Annotated in this window: 15 protein-coding genes; 10 read left to right on the top strand and 5 right to left on the bottom strand. The window is 72.1% G+C overall.

What is annotated here, in order from left to right; translation table 11 throughout:
• Nucleotides 1-61 precede the first annotated feature (61 nt).
• The 5 genes from ACGFYH_RS19585 (at nt 62) to ACGFYH_RS19565 (ending at nt 4,753) form a co-directional block, all read left to right on the top strand.
• Nucleotides 62-1,300 carry a MurT ligase domain-containing protein gene (locus ACGFYH_RS19585; protein ID WP_393804385.1) on the top strand — a complete coding sequence of 413 codons (1,239 nt, stop codon included), beginning with the start codon at nt 62-64 and terminating at the stop codon, nt 1,298-1,300.
• Between the two features lie 23 nt (nt 1,301-1,323).
• On the top strand, nt 1,324-2,052 hold the full coding sequence (locus ACGFYH_RS19580; protein WP_393804384.1) for a type 1 glutamine amidotransferase: 729 nt from the start codon (nt 1,324-1,326) through the stop codon (nt 2,050-2,052).
• A gap of 218 nt (nt 2,053-2,270) precedes the next feature.
• Nucleotides 2,271-3,296, top strand: coding sequence for a 6-phosphofructokinase (locus ACGFYH_RS19575; protein WP_393804383.1), 1,026 nt, complete (start codon nt 2,271-2,273; stop codon nt 3,294-3,296).
• Nucleotides 3,297-3,529: 233 nt separating this feature from the next.
• Nucleotides 3,530-4,480 carry a cytochrome c oxidase assembly protein gene (locus tag ACGFYH_RS19570; protein WP_393804382.1) on the top strand — a complete coding sequence of 317 codons (951 nt, stop codon included), beginning with the start codon at nt 3,530-3,532 and terminating at the stop codon, nt 4,478-4,480.
• Between the two features lie 102 nt (nt 4,481-4,582).
• Entirely contained in the window at nt 4,583-4,753 is a 171-nt protein-coding gene (locus tag ACGFYH_RS19565; protein ID WP_393804381.1) for a hypothetical protein, read from the top strand.
• A gap of 24 nt (nt 4,754-4,777) precedes the next feature.
• On the opposite strand, the gene ACGFYH_RS19560 is transcribed toward ACGFYH_RS19565, so the two are convergent.
• From ACGFYH_RS19560 to ACGFYH_RS19545, 4 genes are all read right to left on the bottom strand, one after another.
• A complete protein-coding gene (locus ACGFYH_RS19560; RefSeq protein WP_393804429.1) occupies nt 4,778-5,983 on the bottom strand; it encodes a sensor histidine kinase in 1,206 nt (401 codons plus the stop codon).
• An 8-nt stretch (nt 5,984-5,991) separates the two neighbouring features.
• The gene (locus ACGFYH_RS19555; RefSeq protein ID WP_393804380.1) at nt 5,992-7,827 is read right to left on the bottom strand and encodes a cation acetate symporter; all 1,836 of its coding nucleotides are present in this window, start codon (nt 7,825-7,827) and stop codon (nt 5,992-5,994) included.
• A gap of 64 nt (nt 7,828-7,891) precedes the next feature.
• A complete protein-coding gene (locus ACGFYH_RS19550) occupies nt 7,892-8,251 on the bottom strand; it encodes a hypothetical protein (RefSeq protein ID WP_393804379.1) in 360 nt (119 codons plus the stop codon).
• 3 nt (nt 8,252-8,254) lie between these two features.
• Nucleotides 8,255-9,022: a LytR/AlgR family response regulator transcription factor gene (locus ACGFYH_RS19545; RefSeq protein ID WP_393804378.1), complete on the bottom strand. Its 768-nt coding sequence runs from the start codon at nt 9,020-9,022 to the stop codon at nt 8,255-8,257.
• 77 nt (nt 9,023-9,099) lie between these two features.
• On the opposite strand from ACGFYH_RS19545, the gene ACGFYH_RS19540 reads away from it, so the two are divergent.
• From ACGFYH_RS19540 to rocD, 3 genes are all read left to right on the top strand, one after another.
• Nucleotides 9,100-9,603, top strand: a complete 504-nt coding sequence (locus ACGFYH_RS19540) for an Lrp/AsnC family transcriptional regulator (RefSeq protein ID WP_393804377.1) — start codon at nt 9,100-9,102, stop codon at nt 9,601-9,603.
• A gap of 125 nt (nt 9,604-9,728) precedes the next feature.
• Nucleotides 9,729-10,586 (top strand): dimethylargininase, encoded by an 858-nt coding sequence (ddaH, locus tag ACGFYH_RS19535; protein ID WP_393804376.1) that lies wholly within the window; start codon nt 9,729-9,731, stop codon nt 10,584-10,586.
• Nucleotides 10,583-11,803 carry an ornithine--oxo-acid transaminase gene (gene rocD / locus ACGFYH_RS19530; protein ID WP_393804375.1) on the top strand — a complete coding sequence of 407 codons (1,221 nt, stop codon included), beginning with the start codon at nt 10,583-10,585 and terminating at the stop codon, nt 11,801-11,803. The genes ddaH and rocD overlap by 4 nt, the downstream gene beginning before the upstream one ends.
• Nucleotides 11,804-11,945: 142 nt before the next feature.
• Here the strand turns inward: rocD and ACGFYH_RS19525 are convergent, their stop codons facing one another.
• Complete coding sequence (locus tag ACGFYH_RS19525) at nt 11,946-12,401, bottom strand: RpiB/LacA/LacB family sugar-phosphate isomerase (RefSeq protein WP_393804374.1); 456 nt, start codon at nt 12,399-12,401, stop codon at nt 11,946-11,948.
• Between the two features lie 141 nt (nt 12,402-12,542).
• Here ACGFYH_RS19525 and proP point away from each other — a divergent pair, with 141 nt between their 5' ends.
• A complete protein-coding gene (gene proP / locus ACGFYH_RS19520; protein ID WP_393804373.1) occupies nt 12,543-14,057 on the top strand; it encodes a glycine betaine/L-proline transporter ProP in 1,515 nt (504 codons plus the stop codon).
• 398 nt (nt 14,058-14,455) lie between these two features.
• Entirely contained in the window at nt 14,456-15,178 is a 723-nt protein-coding gene (locus tag ACGFYH_RS19515; RefSeq protein WP_393804372.1) for a lysophospholipid acyltransferase family protein, read from the top strand.
• Nucleotides 15,179-15,239 lie beyond the last annotated feature (61 nt).

Here is a 15,239-nt window from a genome sequence, read left to right as displayed (position 1 = left end):
GTGGCCGTCAGGCTTCACAGGCTTCAGGCGCGGCGCGTACGGCAAGGAGGATCGAGAACTGATGGCAGGCAACTCGGACCCGCTCACGCCGCGGGCCAAGATCGCCGTGACCGCGGGCAAGGCGGTCGCGGCGGCATCTCGCGCCGCGGGGCGCGGCAGCGGTTCGGTGATCGGCGGCCGGGTCGCGCTGAAACTCGACCCCGACCTCCTCGCCCGGCTCGCCGGACACCTGGACGTGACCCTGGTCTCGGCGACCAACGGCAAGACCACCACCACCCGGCTGATCGCCGAGGCGCTCAAGGCGGCCGGTCCGGTCGTCTCCAACGCCCTCGGCGCCAACATGCCGGCCGGCATCACCTCGGCGCTCGCGGCCGGCGCGGAATCCCGGTTCGGGGTCATCGAGGTCGACGAGAAGTACCTCGTCGGCGTCGCCCAGGCCACCGGCCCCAAGTGCATCGCCCTGCTCAACCTCTCCCGCGACCAGCTGGACCGCGCCGCCGAGACCCGCATGCTCGCCGAGAACTGGCGCGAGGGGCTGGCCGGTTCGAAGTCCGTGATCGTCGCCAACGCCGACGACCCGCTGGTGGTGTGGGCCGCGTCCTCCTCCCCCAACGTGATCTGGGTCGCCGCCGGGCAGATGTGGAAGGACGACGCCTGGTCCTGCCCGTCCTGCGGTGGTGTGATGCAGCGCCCCGGCGACGACTGGTTCTGCGGCGAGTGCGGCTTCCGGCGCCCGACGCCGAGCTGGGCGCTGTCCGGCGACCACGTCCTGGACCCGCACGGCTCCGCCTGGCCGATCCACCTCCAGCTGCCGGGCCGCGCCAACAAGGCCAACGCCGCCTCCTCCGCCGCCGTCGCCGCCGTCTTCGGAGTGCCGCCGCAGGTCGCGCTGGAGCGCATGTACCAGGTGCAGGCGGTCGCCGGACGCTACGACGTCGTCCAGTTCCAGGGCCGTGACCTGCGCCTGCTGCTCGCCAAGAATCCGGCGGGCTGGCTGGAGACCTTCTCCCTGATCGACCCGCCGCCGGCCCCGGTGATCCTCTCGGTGAACGCGCGCGGCGCAGACGGCACCGACACCTCCTGGCTGTGGGACGTGGACTACACCCGGCTGACCGGCCACCCGATCTGCGTGGTCGGCGACCGCAAGCTGGACCTCGCGGTGCGCCTGGAGGTCGCGAACCAGCAGTTCCAGGTGTGCGAGGACCTCGACCAGGCGGTGCAGCAGTGCCCGCCGGGACGCATCGAGGTCATCGCGAACTACACCGCCTTCCAGGACCTGCGCCGCCGCGTCGGCAACTGACCGCGAGACTTCAGGGGACTTTCGTGAGCGACAACCAACTGCGGATCGTCTGGATCTACCCGGACCTCCTCAGCACGTACGGCGACCAGGGCAACGCCCTCGTCGTGCAGCGCCGGGCCCACCAGCGCGGCCTCGACGTGGCCCGGCTCGACGTGCGCAGCGACCAGCCGATCCCGACCTCCGGCGACATCTACCTCATCGGCGGCGGCGAGGACCGGCCGCAGCGGCTCGCGGCCGAGCGGCTGCGCCGCGACGGCGGTCTGCACCGGGCGGTGGAGAACGGCGCGATCGTCTTCTCCGTCTGCGCCGGCTACCAGATCCTGGGCCACGAGTTCATCAACGACCTGGGCCAGCGCGAGCCGGGCCTCGGCCTGCTCGACGTGGTCTCCACCCGCGGCGAGGGCGCGCGGTGCGTCGGCGACGTGCTCGGCGACATCGACTCGCGCCTCGGCCTGCCCCCGCTGACCGGCTTCGAGAACCACCAGGGCGTCACCCACCTGGGGCCCGGAGCACGTCCGCTCGCCCAGGTCCGTTTCGGCAACGGCAACGGCACGGGCGACGGCACCGAGGGCGCGTACAACGACACGGTCTTCGGCACGTACATGCACGGCCCCGTGCTGGCGCGCAACCCGCTGGTCGCGGACCTGCTGCTCAAGCTGGCCCTCGACGTGAACGCGCTGCCGCCGACCGACGACCGCTGGTACGAGGCGCTCCGCAACGAGCGCATCGCGGCTGCGCAGCAGCCTGCGTAGACACCCGCTGCGCGGCAGCCTGCGCGGGCCCAGCCGCGCGACGGCCCGTCCGGTGGCTTTCGCGCGGCCCGTCTGATGACGCGTCCGCACAGGTGAGCGGGTGCGTCCAGCAGGCGGACGCACGGTTCGGTCCCGCCCCCGGATGCCGCTAGGGTGGCGGGGATCGAGCCGGACAGCGCGGTCCGGACCCGTGCCACGTTGAGAAGGTATTTCCGGCTATGCGCATTGGTGTCCTCACGTCCGGCGGCGACTGCCCCGGCCTGAACGCCGTCATCCGGTCCGTCGTGCACCGTGCCGTCGTCGACCACGGCGACGAGGTCATCGGTTTCCGGGACGGCTGGAAGGGCCTCCTGGAGTGCGACTACCTCAAGCTCGACCTCGACGCCGTCGGCGGGATCCTCGCGCGCGGCGGCACCATCCTGGGCTCTTCCCGGGTCCGTCCCGAGCAGCTGCGGGACGGCGTCGAACGGGCGCGGGGGCACGTCGAGGAGCTCGGGCTCGACGCGATCATCCCGATCGGCGGCGAGGGCACGCTGAAGGCGGCCCGGCTGCTGTCCGACAACGGCCTGCCGATCGTGGGCGTGCCCAAGACGATCGACAACGACATAGCGGTCACCGACGTGACGTTCGGCTTCGACACCGCCGTGACCGTGGCCACCGAGGCCCTGGACCGGCTGAAGACCACCGCCGAGTCCCACCAGCGGGTGCTGATCGTCGAGGTCATGGGCCGGCACACCGGCTGGATCGCCCTGCACTCGGGCATGGCCGCCGGCGCGCACGCCGTCGTCGTCCCGGAGCGGCCCTTCGACATCGACGAGCTGACGGCGAAGGTCGGCGCGCGTTTCTCGGCCGGCAAGCGGTTCGCGATCGTGGTGGCCGCGGAGGGTGCCAAGCCGAAGTCCGGCACCATGGACTTCGACGAGGGCGCCAAGGACGTCTACGGCCACGAGCGCTTCGCCGGGATCGCGCGCCAGCTCTCGATCGAGCTGGAGGAGCGGCTCGGCAAGGAAGCACGCCCCGTCATCCTCGGCCACGTCCAGCGCGGCGGCACCCCGACCGCGTACGACCGGGTGCTGGCCACCCGGTTCGGATGGCACGCCGTGGAGGCCGTGCACAGCGGGGAGTTCGGGATGATGACGGCCCTGCGCGGGACGGACATCGAGATGGTGCCGCTCGCCGACGCGGTGGAATCGCTGAAGACGGTGCCGGACGCGCGGTACGCGGAAGCGGAGTGCGTGCTCTGAGCCACGGAGCCGCTGGGAGTCCGGTCCGACCGGCCCACTGGTCCGTCGCGGGCTGCCGACCGTCGTGGCTGCTCGCGCCCACGCGGGCGGAAGCCGCACACCGATACGGCTCTACGCGCCTCCACGGCGCGTTCGCCGCCCCCGGTCACCGGTGTGGCCGGGGGCGGTTCTAGTCTTGCTTCGGACAGACGGCGCTCAATCGCGCTCAACCCGCACGAAACAGGAGCCGGCGGATGGATCACAGCGGGCACGGCATGACGATGGATCTGCCGCCGTTCACGCTGGGGCGGGGCCTGGCCTGGTCGACGGATCCCTTCTTCCTGGTCGCCTGCCTCCTGGGTCTGGCGCTGTACGGCTGGGGCGTCGTCCGGCTCACCCGGCGCGGTGACAAGTGGCCGGCCGGCCGGACCGTGTCCTTCCTCGCCGGTGTGCTGAGCATCGCCCTGATGATGTGCACCAGGCTGAACGACTACGGCATGGTCATGTTCAGCGTGCACATGGTCCAGCACATGGTGATCAGCATGGTGTCGCCGATCCTCCTGCTCCTCGGCGCCCCGATCACGCTGGCCCTGCGCGCGCTGCCCCCGGCGGGCCGGGGCCGCAAGGGCCCCCGCGAGCTGCTGCTGATGCTGCTGCACAGCCGGTACATGCGGATCATCACCCACCCCGCGTTCACCATTCCGCTGTTCATCGCGAGTCTGTACGGGCTGTACTTCACCCCCCTCTTCGACGCCCTGATGGGCTCCCCGGCCGGGCACATCGCGATGATGGTGCACTTCCTGGCCGTCGGTGTGGTGTTCTTCTGGCCGATCATGGGGGTGGATCCCGGCCCGCACCGGCCGGGTTACCTGATGCGGATGCTGGAGCTGTTCGCGGGCATGCCGTTCCACGCGTTCTTCGGCATCGCCCTGATGATGGCCTCCTCTCCGATGGTCGAGACCTTCAAGAACCCCTCCGCCTCGCTCGGCATCGACGCGCTCTCCGACCAGAACGCGGCCGGTGGCATCGCCTGGGCGTTCAGCGAGGTCCCGTCCGTGCTGGTGCTGCTCGCGCTGCTGTTCCAGTGGTATGCCTCGGAGGAGCGGCAGGCCCGCCGCAGCGACCGGGCCGCCGACCGCGACGGCGACAAGGAACTCGCCGCTTACAACGCCTACCTGGCCTCGCTGCACACCCGCGGCGGCTGACCGGAACCGGAGCGGATCCGGTCCACATCTCGTCGTCCGCATCCCCATGGGAGCAGAACCGGGGCACCATGGGGAGGAGCGGACCACGAGGAGGGTGTTGCGATGCCCGGTACCACGGACAGTTCGACGAAGACGATGGGGGCGCTCACCATCGGCGGCCTGGTCGCGGTGACGGCCTACACGGTGGCGCTCGGGAGCAACGGCTGGCTGTGGTTCGGCTGGGTCGTGCTGGGCCTGATCACCCTGGGACTGGTGGCCACCCGCAGCGCCTGAGACCCACACGGGACGCCCGCCGGCTCACTCGCGGCCGAGTCGGCCCGCCGAGTGCACGCCCGGCTGGTATTTCGGCAGCCGGACCGTGATCTTCATGCCCGCGCCGACGGCCGTCTCGATGACGAGGCCGTGGTCGTCCCCGTAGACCTGGCGGAGGCGGTCGTCGACGTTGGACAGCCCGATGCCGCCCGACGGGCTGACCTCGCGGGCCAGGATGCGCCGCAGCAGGCCCGGATCCATGCCGGCGCCGTCGTCCTCGATGACGACCAGGGCCTCGGCGCCCGCGTCCTGGGCGGTGATCTGGATGCGGCACCGGTCGGCCTTGCCCTCCAGGCCGTGCTTGACGGCGTTCTCGACGAGCGGCTGGAGGCAGAGGAAGGGCAGCGCGACCGGCAGCACCTCGGGGGCGACCTGGAGGGTCACGGCGAGGCGGTCGCCGAAGCGGGCCCGCACCAGGGCCAGGTAGTGGTCGATGGCGTGCAGCTCGTCGGCGAGGGTGGTGAAGTCGCCGTGCCTGCGGAACGAGTAGCGGGTGAAGTCGGCGAACTCCAGGAGCAGCTCGCGGGCGCGCTCGGGGTCGGTGCGCACGAAGGACGCGATCACCGCGAGCGAGTTGAAGATGAAGTGCGGGGAGATCTGGGCCCGCAGCGCCTTGATCTCGGCCTCGATGAGCCGGGTGCGGGACTGGTCGAGGTCGGCCAGCTCCAGCTGGACGGAGACCCAGCGGGCCACCTCACCGGCCGCCCGGACCAGGACGGCGGACTCGCGGGGCGCGCAGGCGACGAGGGCGCCGTGCACCCGGTCGTCGACGGTGAGCGGGGCGACGACCGCCCAGCGCACCGTGCAGTCCGGGGTGTCGCAGGTGAGCCGGAACGCCTCGCCGCGGCCGGTCTCCAGCGGCCCCGCGAGGCGTTCCATGATCTCGGTGCGGTGGTGGGTGCCCACGCCGTCCCAGACCAGCACCTCCTTGAGGTCGGTCAGGCACAGCGCGTCCGTGCCCAGCAGGGAGCGCAGCTTGCGGGCCGACTTGCCCGCGGTCTCCTCGGTCAGGCCAGCCCGCAGCGGGGGCGTGGCGAGGGAGGCGGTGTGCAGCGTCTGGAAGGTGGCGTGCTCGACGGGGGTGCCCAGGCCGCCGAGGTGCTGCGGACGGGCCGTGCGCCGGCCCAGCCAGAAGCCGGCGGCCAGCAGGGGGAGCACGGCGACGGCCAGGCCTGCCAGGAAGCCGCCCATCGAGCCGCTCACCGCGTCGCCTCCTCGCGCGGGCCGGCTGCCCGAGGCCCGTCTGCCCCGGAGTCGTCCCCCTGCGGCTCGCCCGCCCTCGGATCGCGGCCCGCCGGATCGCCGGCCGGCCGCTCGTCCGCGCGCAGTTCCTCCGTCCCCAGCTCCTCCGGCAGGTGGAAGCGGGCCAGGATCGCCGCCGTCCCGGCCGGTACCCGGCCCGGGGTGGCCAGGGAGACCAGGACCATGGTGAGGAAGCCGAGCGGTACCGACCACAGGGCGGGCCAGGCCAGCAACGCGTGCAGCGCCCCGCCGCCGCCCGGGAAGCCGCCCATGGTCGCGGCGACGGCGAGCAGGGCGGAGCCGCCGCCCACCAGCATTCCGGCCGCCGCACCGGGCGGGGTCAGCCGCCGCCACCAGATGCCGAGGACGAGCAGCGGGCAGAAGGAGGAGGCGGAGACGGCGAACGCGAGGCCGACGGCGTCGGCGACCGGCAGCCCGCCGACCGGCGCGCTCGCCGCCAGGGGCACGGCCATGGCGAGCAGGGTGCCGAGCCGGAAGTGCGGCACGGCGCGGGACGGCAGCACGTCCTGGGTGAGGACGCCCGCGACGGCCATGGTCAGTCCCGACGCGGTGGACAGGAACGCGGCGAAGGCCCCGCCCGCGACCAGCGCCCCGAGCAGGTCGCCGCCCACTCCCCCGATCACCCGGTCGGGCAGCAGCAGGACCGCTGCGTCGGCGTCGCCGGTGAGGGTCAGCTCGGGGGCGTAGAGGCGGCCGAGGGCGCCGTAGAGGGGCGGCAGCAGGTAGAAGGCGCCGATCAGGGCGAGCACGGCGACGGTGGTGCGGCGGGCGGCGACACCGGTCGGGCTGGTGTAGAAGCGGACCACGACGTGCGGCAGGCCCATGGTGCCCAGGAAGGTGGCCAGGATCAGACCGTAGGTGGCGTACAGCGGGCGTTCCGTGCGGCTCTCGGCCCTGGACGGCGACAGGGCGTCGTCGGCGCCGCGCCCGGCGGCCGGGACCGGGCTGCCGGCGGCGAAGGTGAGGCGGGTGCCGGCCTCGATGTGGTGGGGTCCGGCAGGCAGGCCGATCCGGGTGCCGTCATGGGCGCGGCCGTCCACGGTGCCGTCCACGGTGACCGTCAGCGGCTCCTCGATCTTGAGGGTGAGGCTGTCGTCGACCCGGACGGAGCGCTGTTCGCGGAAGGTGGCGGGTTCCTCGAAGGGGCGGCCGGGGGCGCCGTCGCCCTGCCAGGCCAGCACCAGGAAGAGGGCGGGGACGAGGAGGGCGGTGAGTTTCAGCCAGTACTGGAAGGCCTGGACGAAGGTGATGCTGCGCATGCCGCCGGCGGCGACGATGGCGGTGACGACGACGGCGACGATCACCCCGCCCAGCCAGTCGGGCGCCCCGCCGAGGACGGTCAGGGTCAGTCCGGCGCCCTGGAGCTGGGGCAGCAGGTACAGCCAGCCGACGCCGACGACGAAGGCACCGGCGAGTCGCCGTACTCCCTGGGAGGCGAGCCGCGCCTCGGCGAAGTCGGGCAGCGTGTAGGCACCGGAGCGGCGCAGCGGGGCGGCGACGAAGAGCAGCAGGACCAGATAGCCGGCGGTGTAGCCGACCGGGTACCAGAGCATGTCGGGGCCCTGGACGAGGACCAGTCCGGCGATGCCCAGGAAGGAGGCGGCGGAGAGGTACTCGCCGCTGATGGCGGCGGCGTTGAGACGGGGGCCGACGGTGCGGGAGGCGACGTAGAAGTCGGAGGTGGTGCGGGAGATGCGCAGGCCGAAGGCGCCGACGAGGACGGTCGCCACGACGACGAGGGCGACGGCGGATATGGCGTAGCTGGAGTTCACGGCGCCTCCGACACCGGCAGCACCGGCAGCGCCCTCGACGCCTTCACGGCCCTGTAGGGCAAGGTCATCGGTCCTCGACCAGGCGCACGAAGTCGCGTTCGTTGCGTTCGGCCCGGCGCACGTACCAGCGGGCCAGGAGGACCAGCGGGGCGTACAGGCCGAAACCGAGGACGGCCCACTCCAGGTGGCGCGCGCCGGGCATCGCGGCGAACAGCAGCGGCAGCGGGGCGACGAGGAGGCCGAGGACCGCGCAGGCGGCGAGACCGGCGCGCAGCTGGCTGCGCATCAGGGAGCGGACGTAGGTGTGGCCGAGGGTGGTCTGCTCGTCGATCTCGGTGCGCGGGCGGTAGTAGCCGGACGCCCGGCGGGTGCGCCTGGGCGGGCCGGTGACGGTGACGCGGCGTTCGGTGGGGTCCTGGGGCACGGCTCACGGCCTCCGCATGAGCAGGTCCCGCAGTTCGCGGGCGTGGCGCCTGCTGACCTGGAGCTCCTCGGTGCCGACCAGGACGCTGACGGTACCCGCGTCGAGCCGGAGTTCGCCGATGTGACGCAGGGCGACGAGGTGGCGGCGGTGGATGCGGACGAAGCCGCGGGCGCGCCAGCGCTCCTCCAGGGTGGACAGCGGGATGCGGACGAGGTGGCTGCCCCGGTCGGTGTGCAGCCGGGCGTAGTCGCCCCGGGCCTCGACGTGGGTGATGTCGTCGACGGGAACGAAGCGGGTGACGCCGCCGAGCTCCACGGGGATGTGGTCGGGGTCGGGCTCGTGCACGGGTATGCGCGCGGCGGCGGAGGTGGCGGCCGCGGTGCCGCGCTGCTCGACGGCGCGGCGGACGGCCTCGGCCAGCCGCTCCCTGCGGACGGGCTTGAGCACGTAGTCGACGGCGTCGAGGTCGAAGGCCTGGACCGCGAAGTCCTCGTGCGCGGTGACGAACACGACCAGCGGCGGCCGGGCGAACCCGGTCAGGAGCCGGGCGAGGTCCAGTCCGTCGAGGCCGGGCATCTGGATGTCGAGGAAGACGACGTCGATGGCGTCCGGTCCGTCGGGGCCCGACTCCAGGGCCCGGTTGATGCGGCGCAGCGCCTCGGTCGCGTCGCTCGCGCCCTCCGCGGTGCCGATGCGGGGATCGGCGTTCAGCAGGTACACGAGTTCCTCGAGCGTGGGGCGTTCGTCGTCGACAGCCAGGGCGCGCAGCATGAACGTGGAGTGTAGGAGCAATCCGTGCCCCTGCACACGCCTGCGACGTGGTCGTATCCGCTGGATACAGTGCCCGCATGAACAGCAGGCCCGCTTCGTTCGACGAACTCGACCGGAAGATCGTCACCGCCCTGATGGAGAACGCCAGGACGTCCTTCGCCGAGATCGGCGCGGAGATCGGACTGTCCTCGACGGCGGTCAAGCGCCGGGTGGACCGGCTGCGCGAGACCGACGTGATCACCGGGTTCACCGCGACGGTGCGGCCCTCCGCGCTGGGGTGGCGCACGGAGGCGTACGTGGAGGTGTACTGCGAGGGGGCGGCGCCGCCCAGGCGGCTCGCGGAGGTCGTACGCGGCTACCCGGAGATCACGGCGGCGATGACGGTGACCGGCGGCGCGGACGCGCTGCTGCACGTGCGGGCGCGGGACGTGGAGCACTTCGAGGAGGTGCTGGAGCGGATCCGTGCGGAGCCGTTCATCCGGAAGACGATCAGTGTGATGGTGCTGTCCCACCTGATCCCGGACAGTCCGGACGCGGAAGCCGCCCTGCTCTCTCCGAAAGGCGCAGCAGACGTGCGCTGACCAGGCGAACAACGCAGCGATCCTGCGGGAACACGCAGCTTTTGTCGCTTGTCGGGCTCGGGCGTCACTTCCTACCGTGGTGTCAGCACCCCGTCACACACCGTGAAAAGCGGAGGTACCCCTCTGTGACCGAGTCCCGTGTGCCGCGCCGGCGGCGATTCCTGGTCTGCGAACCCAGACACTTCGCCGTGCAGTACGCGATCAACCCGTGGATGAGCACCGGCCGACCCGTCGACGTCATCCGCGCCCTCGACCAGTGGCGGGCACTGGTCGACACCTACCGTGCCCACGGCCACACCGTGGACACCGTCGAGCCGGTTCCCGGCCTGCCCGACATGGTCTTCGCCGCGAACTGCGCGGTCGTGGTCGAGGGCCGGGTCTTCGGCTCCCTCTTCCACGCGCCCGAGCGGCGTCCCGAGTCGGTGCCCTTCGAGGCGTGGTTCAAGACGGAGGGCTTCGAGGTCCACCATCCCGAGGCGGTCTGCGAGGGCGAGGGCGACCTGGTCCGGGCCGGCCGCTGGATCCTGGCCGGCACGGGGTTCCGCACCACCCGTGAGGCGCACCGCGAGGTCCAGGAGTTCTTCGGTGTGCCGGTGATCTCGCTGACCCTGGTGGACCCGTACTTCTACCACCTGGACACGGCGCTGTTCGTGCTCGACGACGGATCGGGCGGCAGCGCCGGCGACGGCGGGACCGCCGCGAACATCGCCTACTACCCCGGGGCGTTCTCGCCCGGCAGCCGTGAGGTGCTGCAGCGGCTCTACCCGGACGCGGTGATCGCCACCCGTGAGGACGCGATGGCGTTCGGGCTCAATTCCGTGTCCGACGGACGGCACGTGTTCATCGCGCCCGAAGCCCGGGCACTCGCCGACCGGCTCGCCGGTCTCGGCTACGTGCCCGTCCCCGTCGACCTGTCCGAGTTCCACAAGGCCGGTGGCGGCATCAAGTGCTGCACCCAGGAGATCCGGGAGACCCGCTCATGACCGCACCCGCCCGCACCCGCGGCTCCGAGGAGCTGATCCGCGCGGAGGAGCGCGTCCTCGCGCACAACTACCATCCGCTGCCCGTCGTGGTGGCCCGTGCGGAGGGCGCCTGGGTCGAGGACGTGGAGGGCCGCCGCTATCTGGACATGCTGGCGGGCTACTCGGCGCTCAACTTCGGTCACCGCCACCCGGCGCTGGTCGAGGCCGCGCACCGGCAGCTGGACCGGCTGACGCTCACCTCGCGCGCCTTCCACAACGACCGGCTCGCGGGCTTCGCCGAACGGCTGGCCGCCCTGACCGGCACGGACATGGTGCTGCCGATGAACACCGGCGCGGAGGCGGTGGAGAGCGGCATCAAGGTGGCCCGCAAGTGGGCCTACGACGTCAAGGGCGTCCCGGCCGACCGGGCGACGATCGTGGTCGCGGCGGACAACTTCCACGGCCGCACGACGACGATCGTCGGCTTCTCCACCGACGAGACGGCCCGCTCCGGCTTCGGCCCCTTCACCCCCGGCTTCCGGATCGTCCCGTACAACGACCTGGCGGCGATGGAGGCGGCGGTCGACGAGACGACGGCGGCCGTGCTGATCGAGCCGATCCAGGGCGAGGCGGGCGTGCTGATCCCGGACGACGGCTATCTGGCGGGCGTGCGGGAACTGACCCGCCGTGCGGACTGCCTGTTCATCGCGGACGAGATCCAGTCGGGTCTCGGCCGCACGGGGCACACCCTGGCCGTCGAGCACGAGTCGGTCGTGCCGGACGTGGTGCTGCTCGGCAAGGCGCTGGGCGGCGGCATCGTCCCGGTGTCGGCGGTGGTCGGCAGGCGTGAGGTGCTGGGTGTGCTGCACCCGGGCGAGCACGGGTCGACGTTCGGCGGCAATCCGCTGGCCGCCGCGGTGGGCACGGCGGTGGTGGAACTGCTGGAGACGGGCGCGTTCCAGCGCCGGGCCGCCGAGCTGGGCGCGGTGCTGCGCGAGGGCCTGTCCGCCCTGGTCGGCAAGGGAGTCGTCGGCTTCCGGGCGCGGGGACTGTGGGCGGGCGTCGACGTGGACCCGGCGCTGGGCACCGGACGCGAGGTCGGTGAGCGGCTGATGCGCGAGGGCGTCCTCGTCAAGGACACCCACGGCTCCACGATCCGTCTGGCGCCGCCGCTGACCGTCACGGGTGAGGAGCTGGCGGGCGCCCTCGGGACGCTGGAGGAGGTTTTGACCTGCTGACCCGCTCACCTCCTGACCTACTGACCTGCCGCTCTCCTGGCCTCCTGACCTCCTGACCTCCTGACGTGCTTACCCCCCGAGCGGGCCCGTCGGGACTCACGAACTGGACATCCACGGACTCGGGGACTCGGTAACCCGGACATCACGAAGCGGCTCGGTCCCGGTCGAGCCGCTCCACGTGCGCGACGTTGTCGCGGTCCCCGGCGTCCTCGCCCGGCCCGGACGCGAACCAGGCGTCGAGGATCTCCCGCAGCAGCGGCCCGGACGTCAGCCGAAGGCTGAGGGCGAGCACGTTGGCGTCGTTCCAGCGGCGGGCCCCGTCCGCGGTGTACGCGTCGGCGCACAGGGCCGCGCGGACACCCGGCACCTTGTTGGCGGCGATGGACGCGCCGGTGCCGGTCCAGCAGCACACCACGGCCTGGTCGGCCCGGCCCGCGGCGACCTCGCGCGCCGCCCGCTCCGAGCACACCGCCCACCGCGGGTCCGCCCCGGGGCTCAGCGCGCCGTGCGCCAGTACCTCGTGGCCGCGTCCGCGCAGTTCCTCGACGAGGAGCCGGGCCACGGGTTCGTCCATGTCGGAGGATACGGAGATACGCATGGGCGAAGCGTACTCACCGGCCGCTCACCTCATCGGCCCAACCACATGACCGAAGTCACGACCATACCCAGCATGATCGGGGGAACGGGTACGACCTGAGAGACGTAGGACCGAGCAGCGCTCCGCCCGGAGTGTCCGCGCGTGGAAAGGGAGGCCGCCACGTCCCCCACCGAGAACGGCCAAGAGACCGACGCGGCGGCGGTACGCCGCCATCCCGCTCTGTTCCGGGCGATCAAGCGCCGGCGCAACCCCCGGCTGCGCCGGTCGGACATCACCGTCACGGACGAGGCCGCGGTCAAGCGAGCCGTGAAGGCGGCCTCTCTCGGCAATGCCATGGAGTGGTTCGACTTCGGCATCTACGCCTATCTGGCGGGCACCATCGGCCGCGTGTTCTTCCCGTCCGGCAGTGACACCGTCCAGCTGCTGTCCTCGTTCGCCACGTTCGCCGTGGCGTTCCTGGTGCGTCCGATCGGCGGCATGGTCTTCGGCCCGATGGGCGACAGGATCGGCCGCAAGAAGGTGCTGGCGCTGACGATGATCCTCATGGCGATCGGCACCGCCACCATCGGGCTCATCCCCAGCTACGACTCGATCGGCTTCTGGTCGCCGCTGCTGCTGATCCTGTTCCGTCTGCTCCAGGGCTTCTCCACCGGCGGCGAGTACGGTGGCGCGTCCACCTTCATCGCCGAGTACGCGCCCGACAAGCGGCGCGGATTCTTCGGCAGCTTCCTGGAGCTGGGCACGCTGGCCGGGTACACGGGCGCCGCCAGCCTCGTGACCGCGCTCACGGCGGCGCTGGGCAGCGGCACGATGGACGCGTGGGGCTGGCGGATCCCCTTCCTCGTGGCGGCGCCGCTCGGCATGGTGGGTATCTATCTGCGGCTGAAGCTGGACGACACGCCCGCGTTCCTGAAGCTGGAGGACTCCAACGTCCACATCTCGGAGGCGGCGGACGCGGTGGAGACCACCGCCCGGGGCGACCTGGCCGGGATCTTCCGCACGCACTGGCGGTCGCTGGTGCTGTGCATCGCGCTGGTCGGCGCGTACAACATCACCGACTACATGCTGCTGTCGTACATGCCGACGTATCTGTCGGACGAGCTGGACTACAGCGAGAGCCACGGCCTCATGATCCTGGTGGCGACCATGGTGCTGCTGATGCTGATCATCAACCAGGTCGGCCGGCTGTCCGACCACTTCGGCCGCAAGCCCGTCCTGATGACCGGCATGATCGGGTTCTTCGTGCTGTCCGCCCCGGCCTTTCTGCTCGTGCGGGACGGCAGTCTGGTCGCCGTCTCGGGCGGCATGCTGATGCTCGGTCTGTCGCTGGTCTGTCTGCTGGGCACGATGTCGGCTGCGCTCCCGGCGATGTTCCCGACCAACGTCCGGTACGGGTCCCTGTCGGTGGGCTACAACCTGTCGGCGTCCCTGTTCGGCGGTACCACCCCGCTGGTGATCACGGCGCTGATCAGCGTGACGGGCTCCGAGATGATGCCCGCCTACTACGCGATGGCGGCGGCGCTGGTCGGTGTGGTGGCCGTGGCCTGCATGAAGGAGACGGCCCGGAAGCCGCTCGCGGGCTCCCCGCCGTCGGTGCAGAGCGAGGAGGAGGCGGCGGAGATCGTCGAGGCACAGGCTCCGACCCCGAAGTTCTGACGCCGGGTCTTCGCGCCCACGTGGTGGGGCGGTGGGATTCCGTGCGAACCCCACCGCCCCGTCCGTCTGCCGGACGTCCGTCAGCCGCGTCCCCACAGGGCGGGGACGTTCGGCGGCTCCCGGCCCGGGCAGGCGCCCGACGCCCACGACGCCCCGGCCGCCCGTGCCGATCCACCGGACATCCGCCCTCCCCCGGTCGCGCCCCCGCCCCGGGCCGTGCACGGGCCCGGGCTTCGCGCCTTCGGCTGCCGGACACGACGGAGGAGGGGCCCGCCGCGTCGATCGAGTCGGCCGAAGAGCGGCCGAACCGTCCCGGGCCGGTTCCGGCGGGACCGGGCTACGATCGATCACCGGACGCGGACGACCGGTCGACAGCCCGGAGAACTGGGAGACACACCGTGTTCTACTACGTGCTCAAGTACGTACTGCTGGGCCCGCTGCTGAGGGTCGTCTTCCGCCCCCGGATCGAGGGCCTGGACCATGTGCCGGGGTCGGGGGCGGCCATCGTCGCGGGCAACCACCTCTCGTTCTCGGACCACTTCCTGATGCCCGCGGTGCTCAGACGCCGCATCACCTTCCTCGCCAAGGCCGAGTACTTCACCGGGCCGGGTCTCAGGGGCAGGCTGACCGCGTTCTTCTTCCGCAGCGCGGGACAGATCCCGGTCGACCGCTCCGGCAAGGAGGCGGGGCAGGCCGCGATCCGCGAGGGACTCGGCGTGCTGGGCCGGGGCGAGTTGCTCGGCATCTACCCGGAGGGCACCCGCTCGCACGACGGCCGGCTCTACAAGGGCAAGGTCGGCGTCGCGGTGATGGCACTCCGGGCCGGGGTGCCGGTCGTGCCCTGCGCGATGATCGGCACCTTCGAGGCGCAGCCGCCCGGCCGGAAGATCCCCAAGCTGCACCCCGTGGTGATCCGCTTCGGCGAGCCCCTCGACTTCTCGCGCTACGCGGGCATGGAAGGCGAGAAGGCCGTGCTGCGCGCCGTCACCGACGAGATCGTCTACGCGATCCTCGCCCTGTCCGGACAGGAGTACGTCGACCGGTACGCGGCGGACGTGAAGGCCGAGGAGGCGCGGAAGGCGGCACAGGGGCGGAGGTTCCCCCGGCGGCCGCACCGTTGAGGGGACTCGGGGTTCCCTCCTCTGCCGTCGGCAGAGGGGCGTGCCGGGCGGCACCGGCCCG

Source organism: Streptomyces sp. NPDC048392, from assembly GCF_043200575.1.
In the GTDB taxonomy this organism is placed as follows: Bacteria; Actinomycetota; Actinomycetes; order Streptomycetales; family Streptomycetaceae; genus Streptomyces.
This window is presented reverse-complemented; position numbering and strand designations above follow the sequence as displayed.

Excerpts from the sequence above, each read along its gene's own strand:
- ACGFYH_RS19575 (WP_393804383.1), top strand. The coding sequence starts at position 2,271 with ATGCGCATTGGTGTCCTCACGTCCGGCGGCGACTGCCCCGGCCTGAAC.
- ACGFYH_RS19545 (WP_393804378.1), bottom strand. The coding sequence starts at position 9,022 with ATGCTGCGCGCCCTGGCTGTCGACGACGAACGCCCCACGCTCGAGGAA.
- ACGFYH_RS19570 (WP_393804382.1), top strand. The coding sequence starts at position 3,530 with ATGGATCACAGCGGGCACGGCATGACGATGGATCTGCCGCCGTTCACG.
- ACGFYH_RS19560 (WP_393804429.1), bottom strand. The coding sequence starts at position 5,983 with ATGGGCGGCTTCCTGGCAGGCCTGGCCGTCGCCGTGCTCCCCCTGCTG.
- rocD (WP_393804375.1), top strand. The coding sequence starts at position 10,583 with ATGACCGCACCCGCCCGCACCCGCGGCTCCGAGGAGCTGATCCGCGCG.
- ACGFYH_RS19565 (WP_393804381.1), top strand. The coding sequence starts at position 4,583 with ATGCCCGGTACCACGGACAGTTCGACGAAGACGATGGGGGCGCTCACC.
- ACGFYH_RS19525 (WP_393804374.1), bottom strand. The coding sequence starts at position 12,401 with ATGCGTATCTCCGTATCCTCCGACATGGACGAACCCGTGGCCCGGCTC.
- ACGFYH_RS19585 (WP_393804385.1), top strand. The coding sequence starts at position 62 with ATGGCAGGCAACTCGGACCCGCTCACGCCGCGGGCCAAGATCGCCGTG.
- ACGFYH_RS19540 (WP_393804377.1), top strand. The coding sequence starts at position 9,100 with ATGAACAGCAGGCCCGCTTCGTTCGACGAACTCGACCGGAAGATCGTC.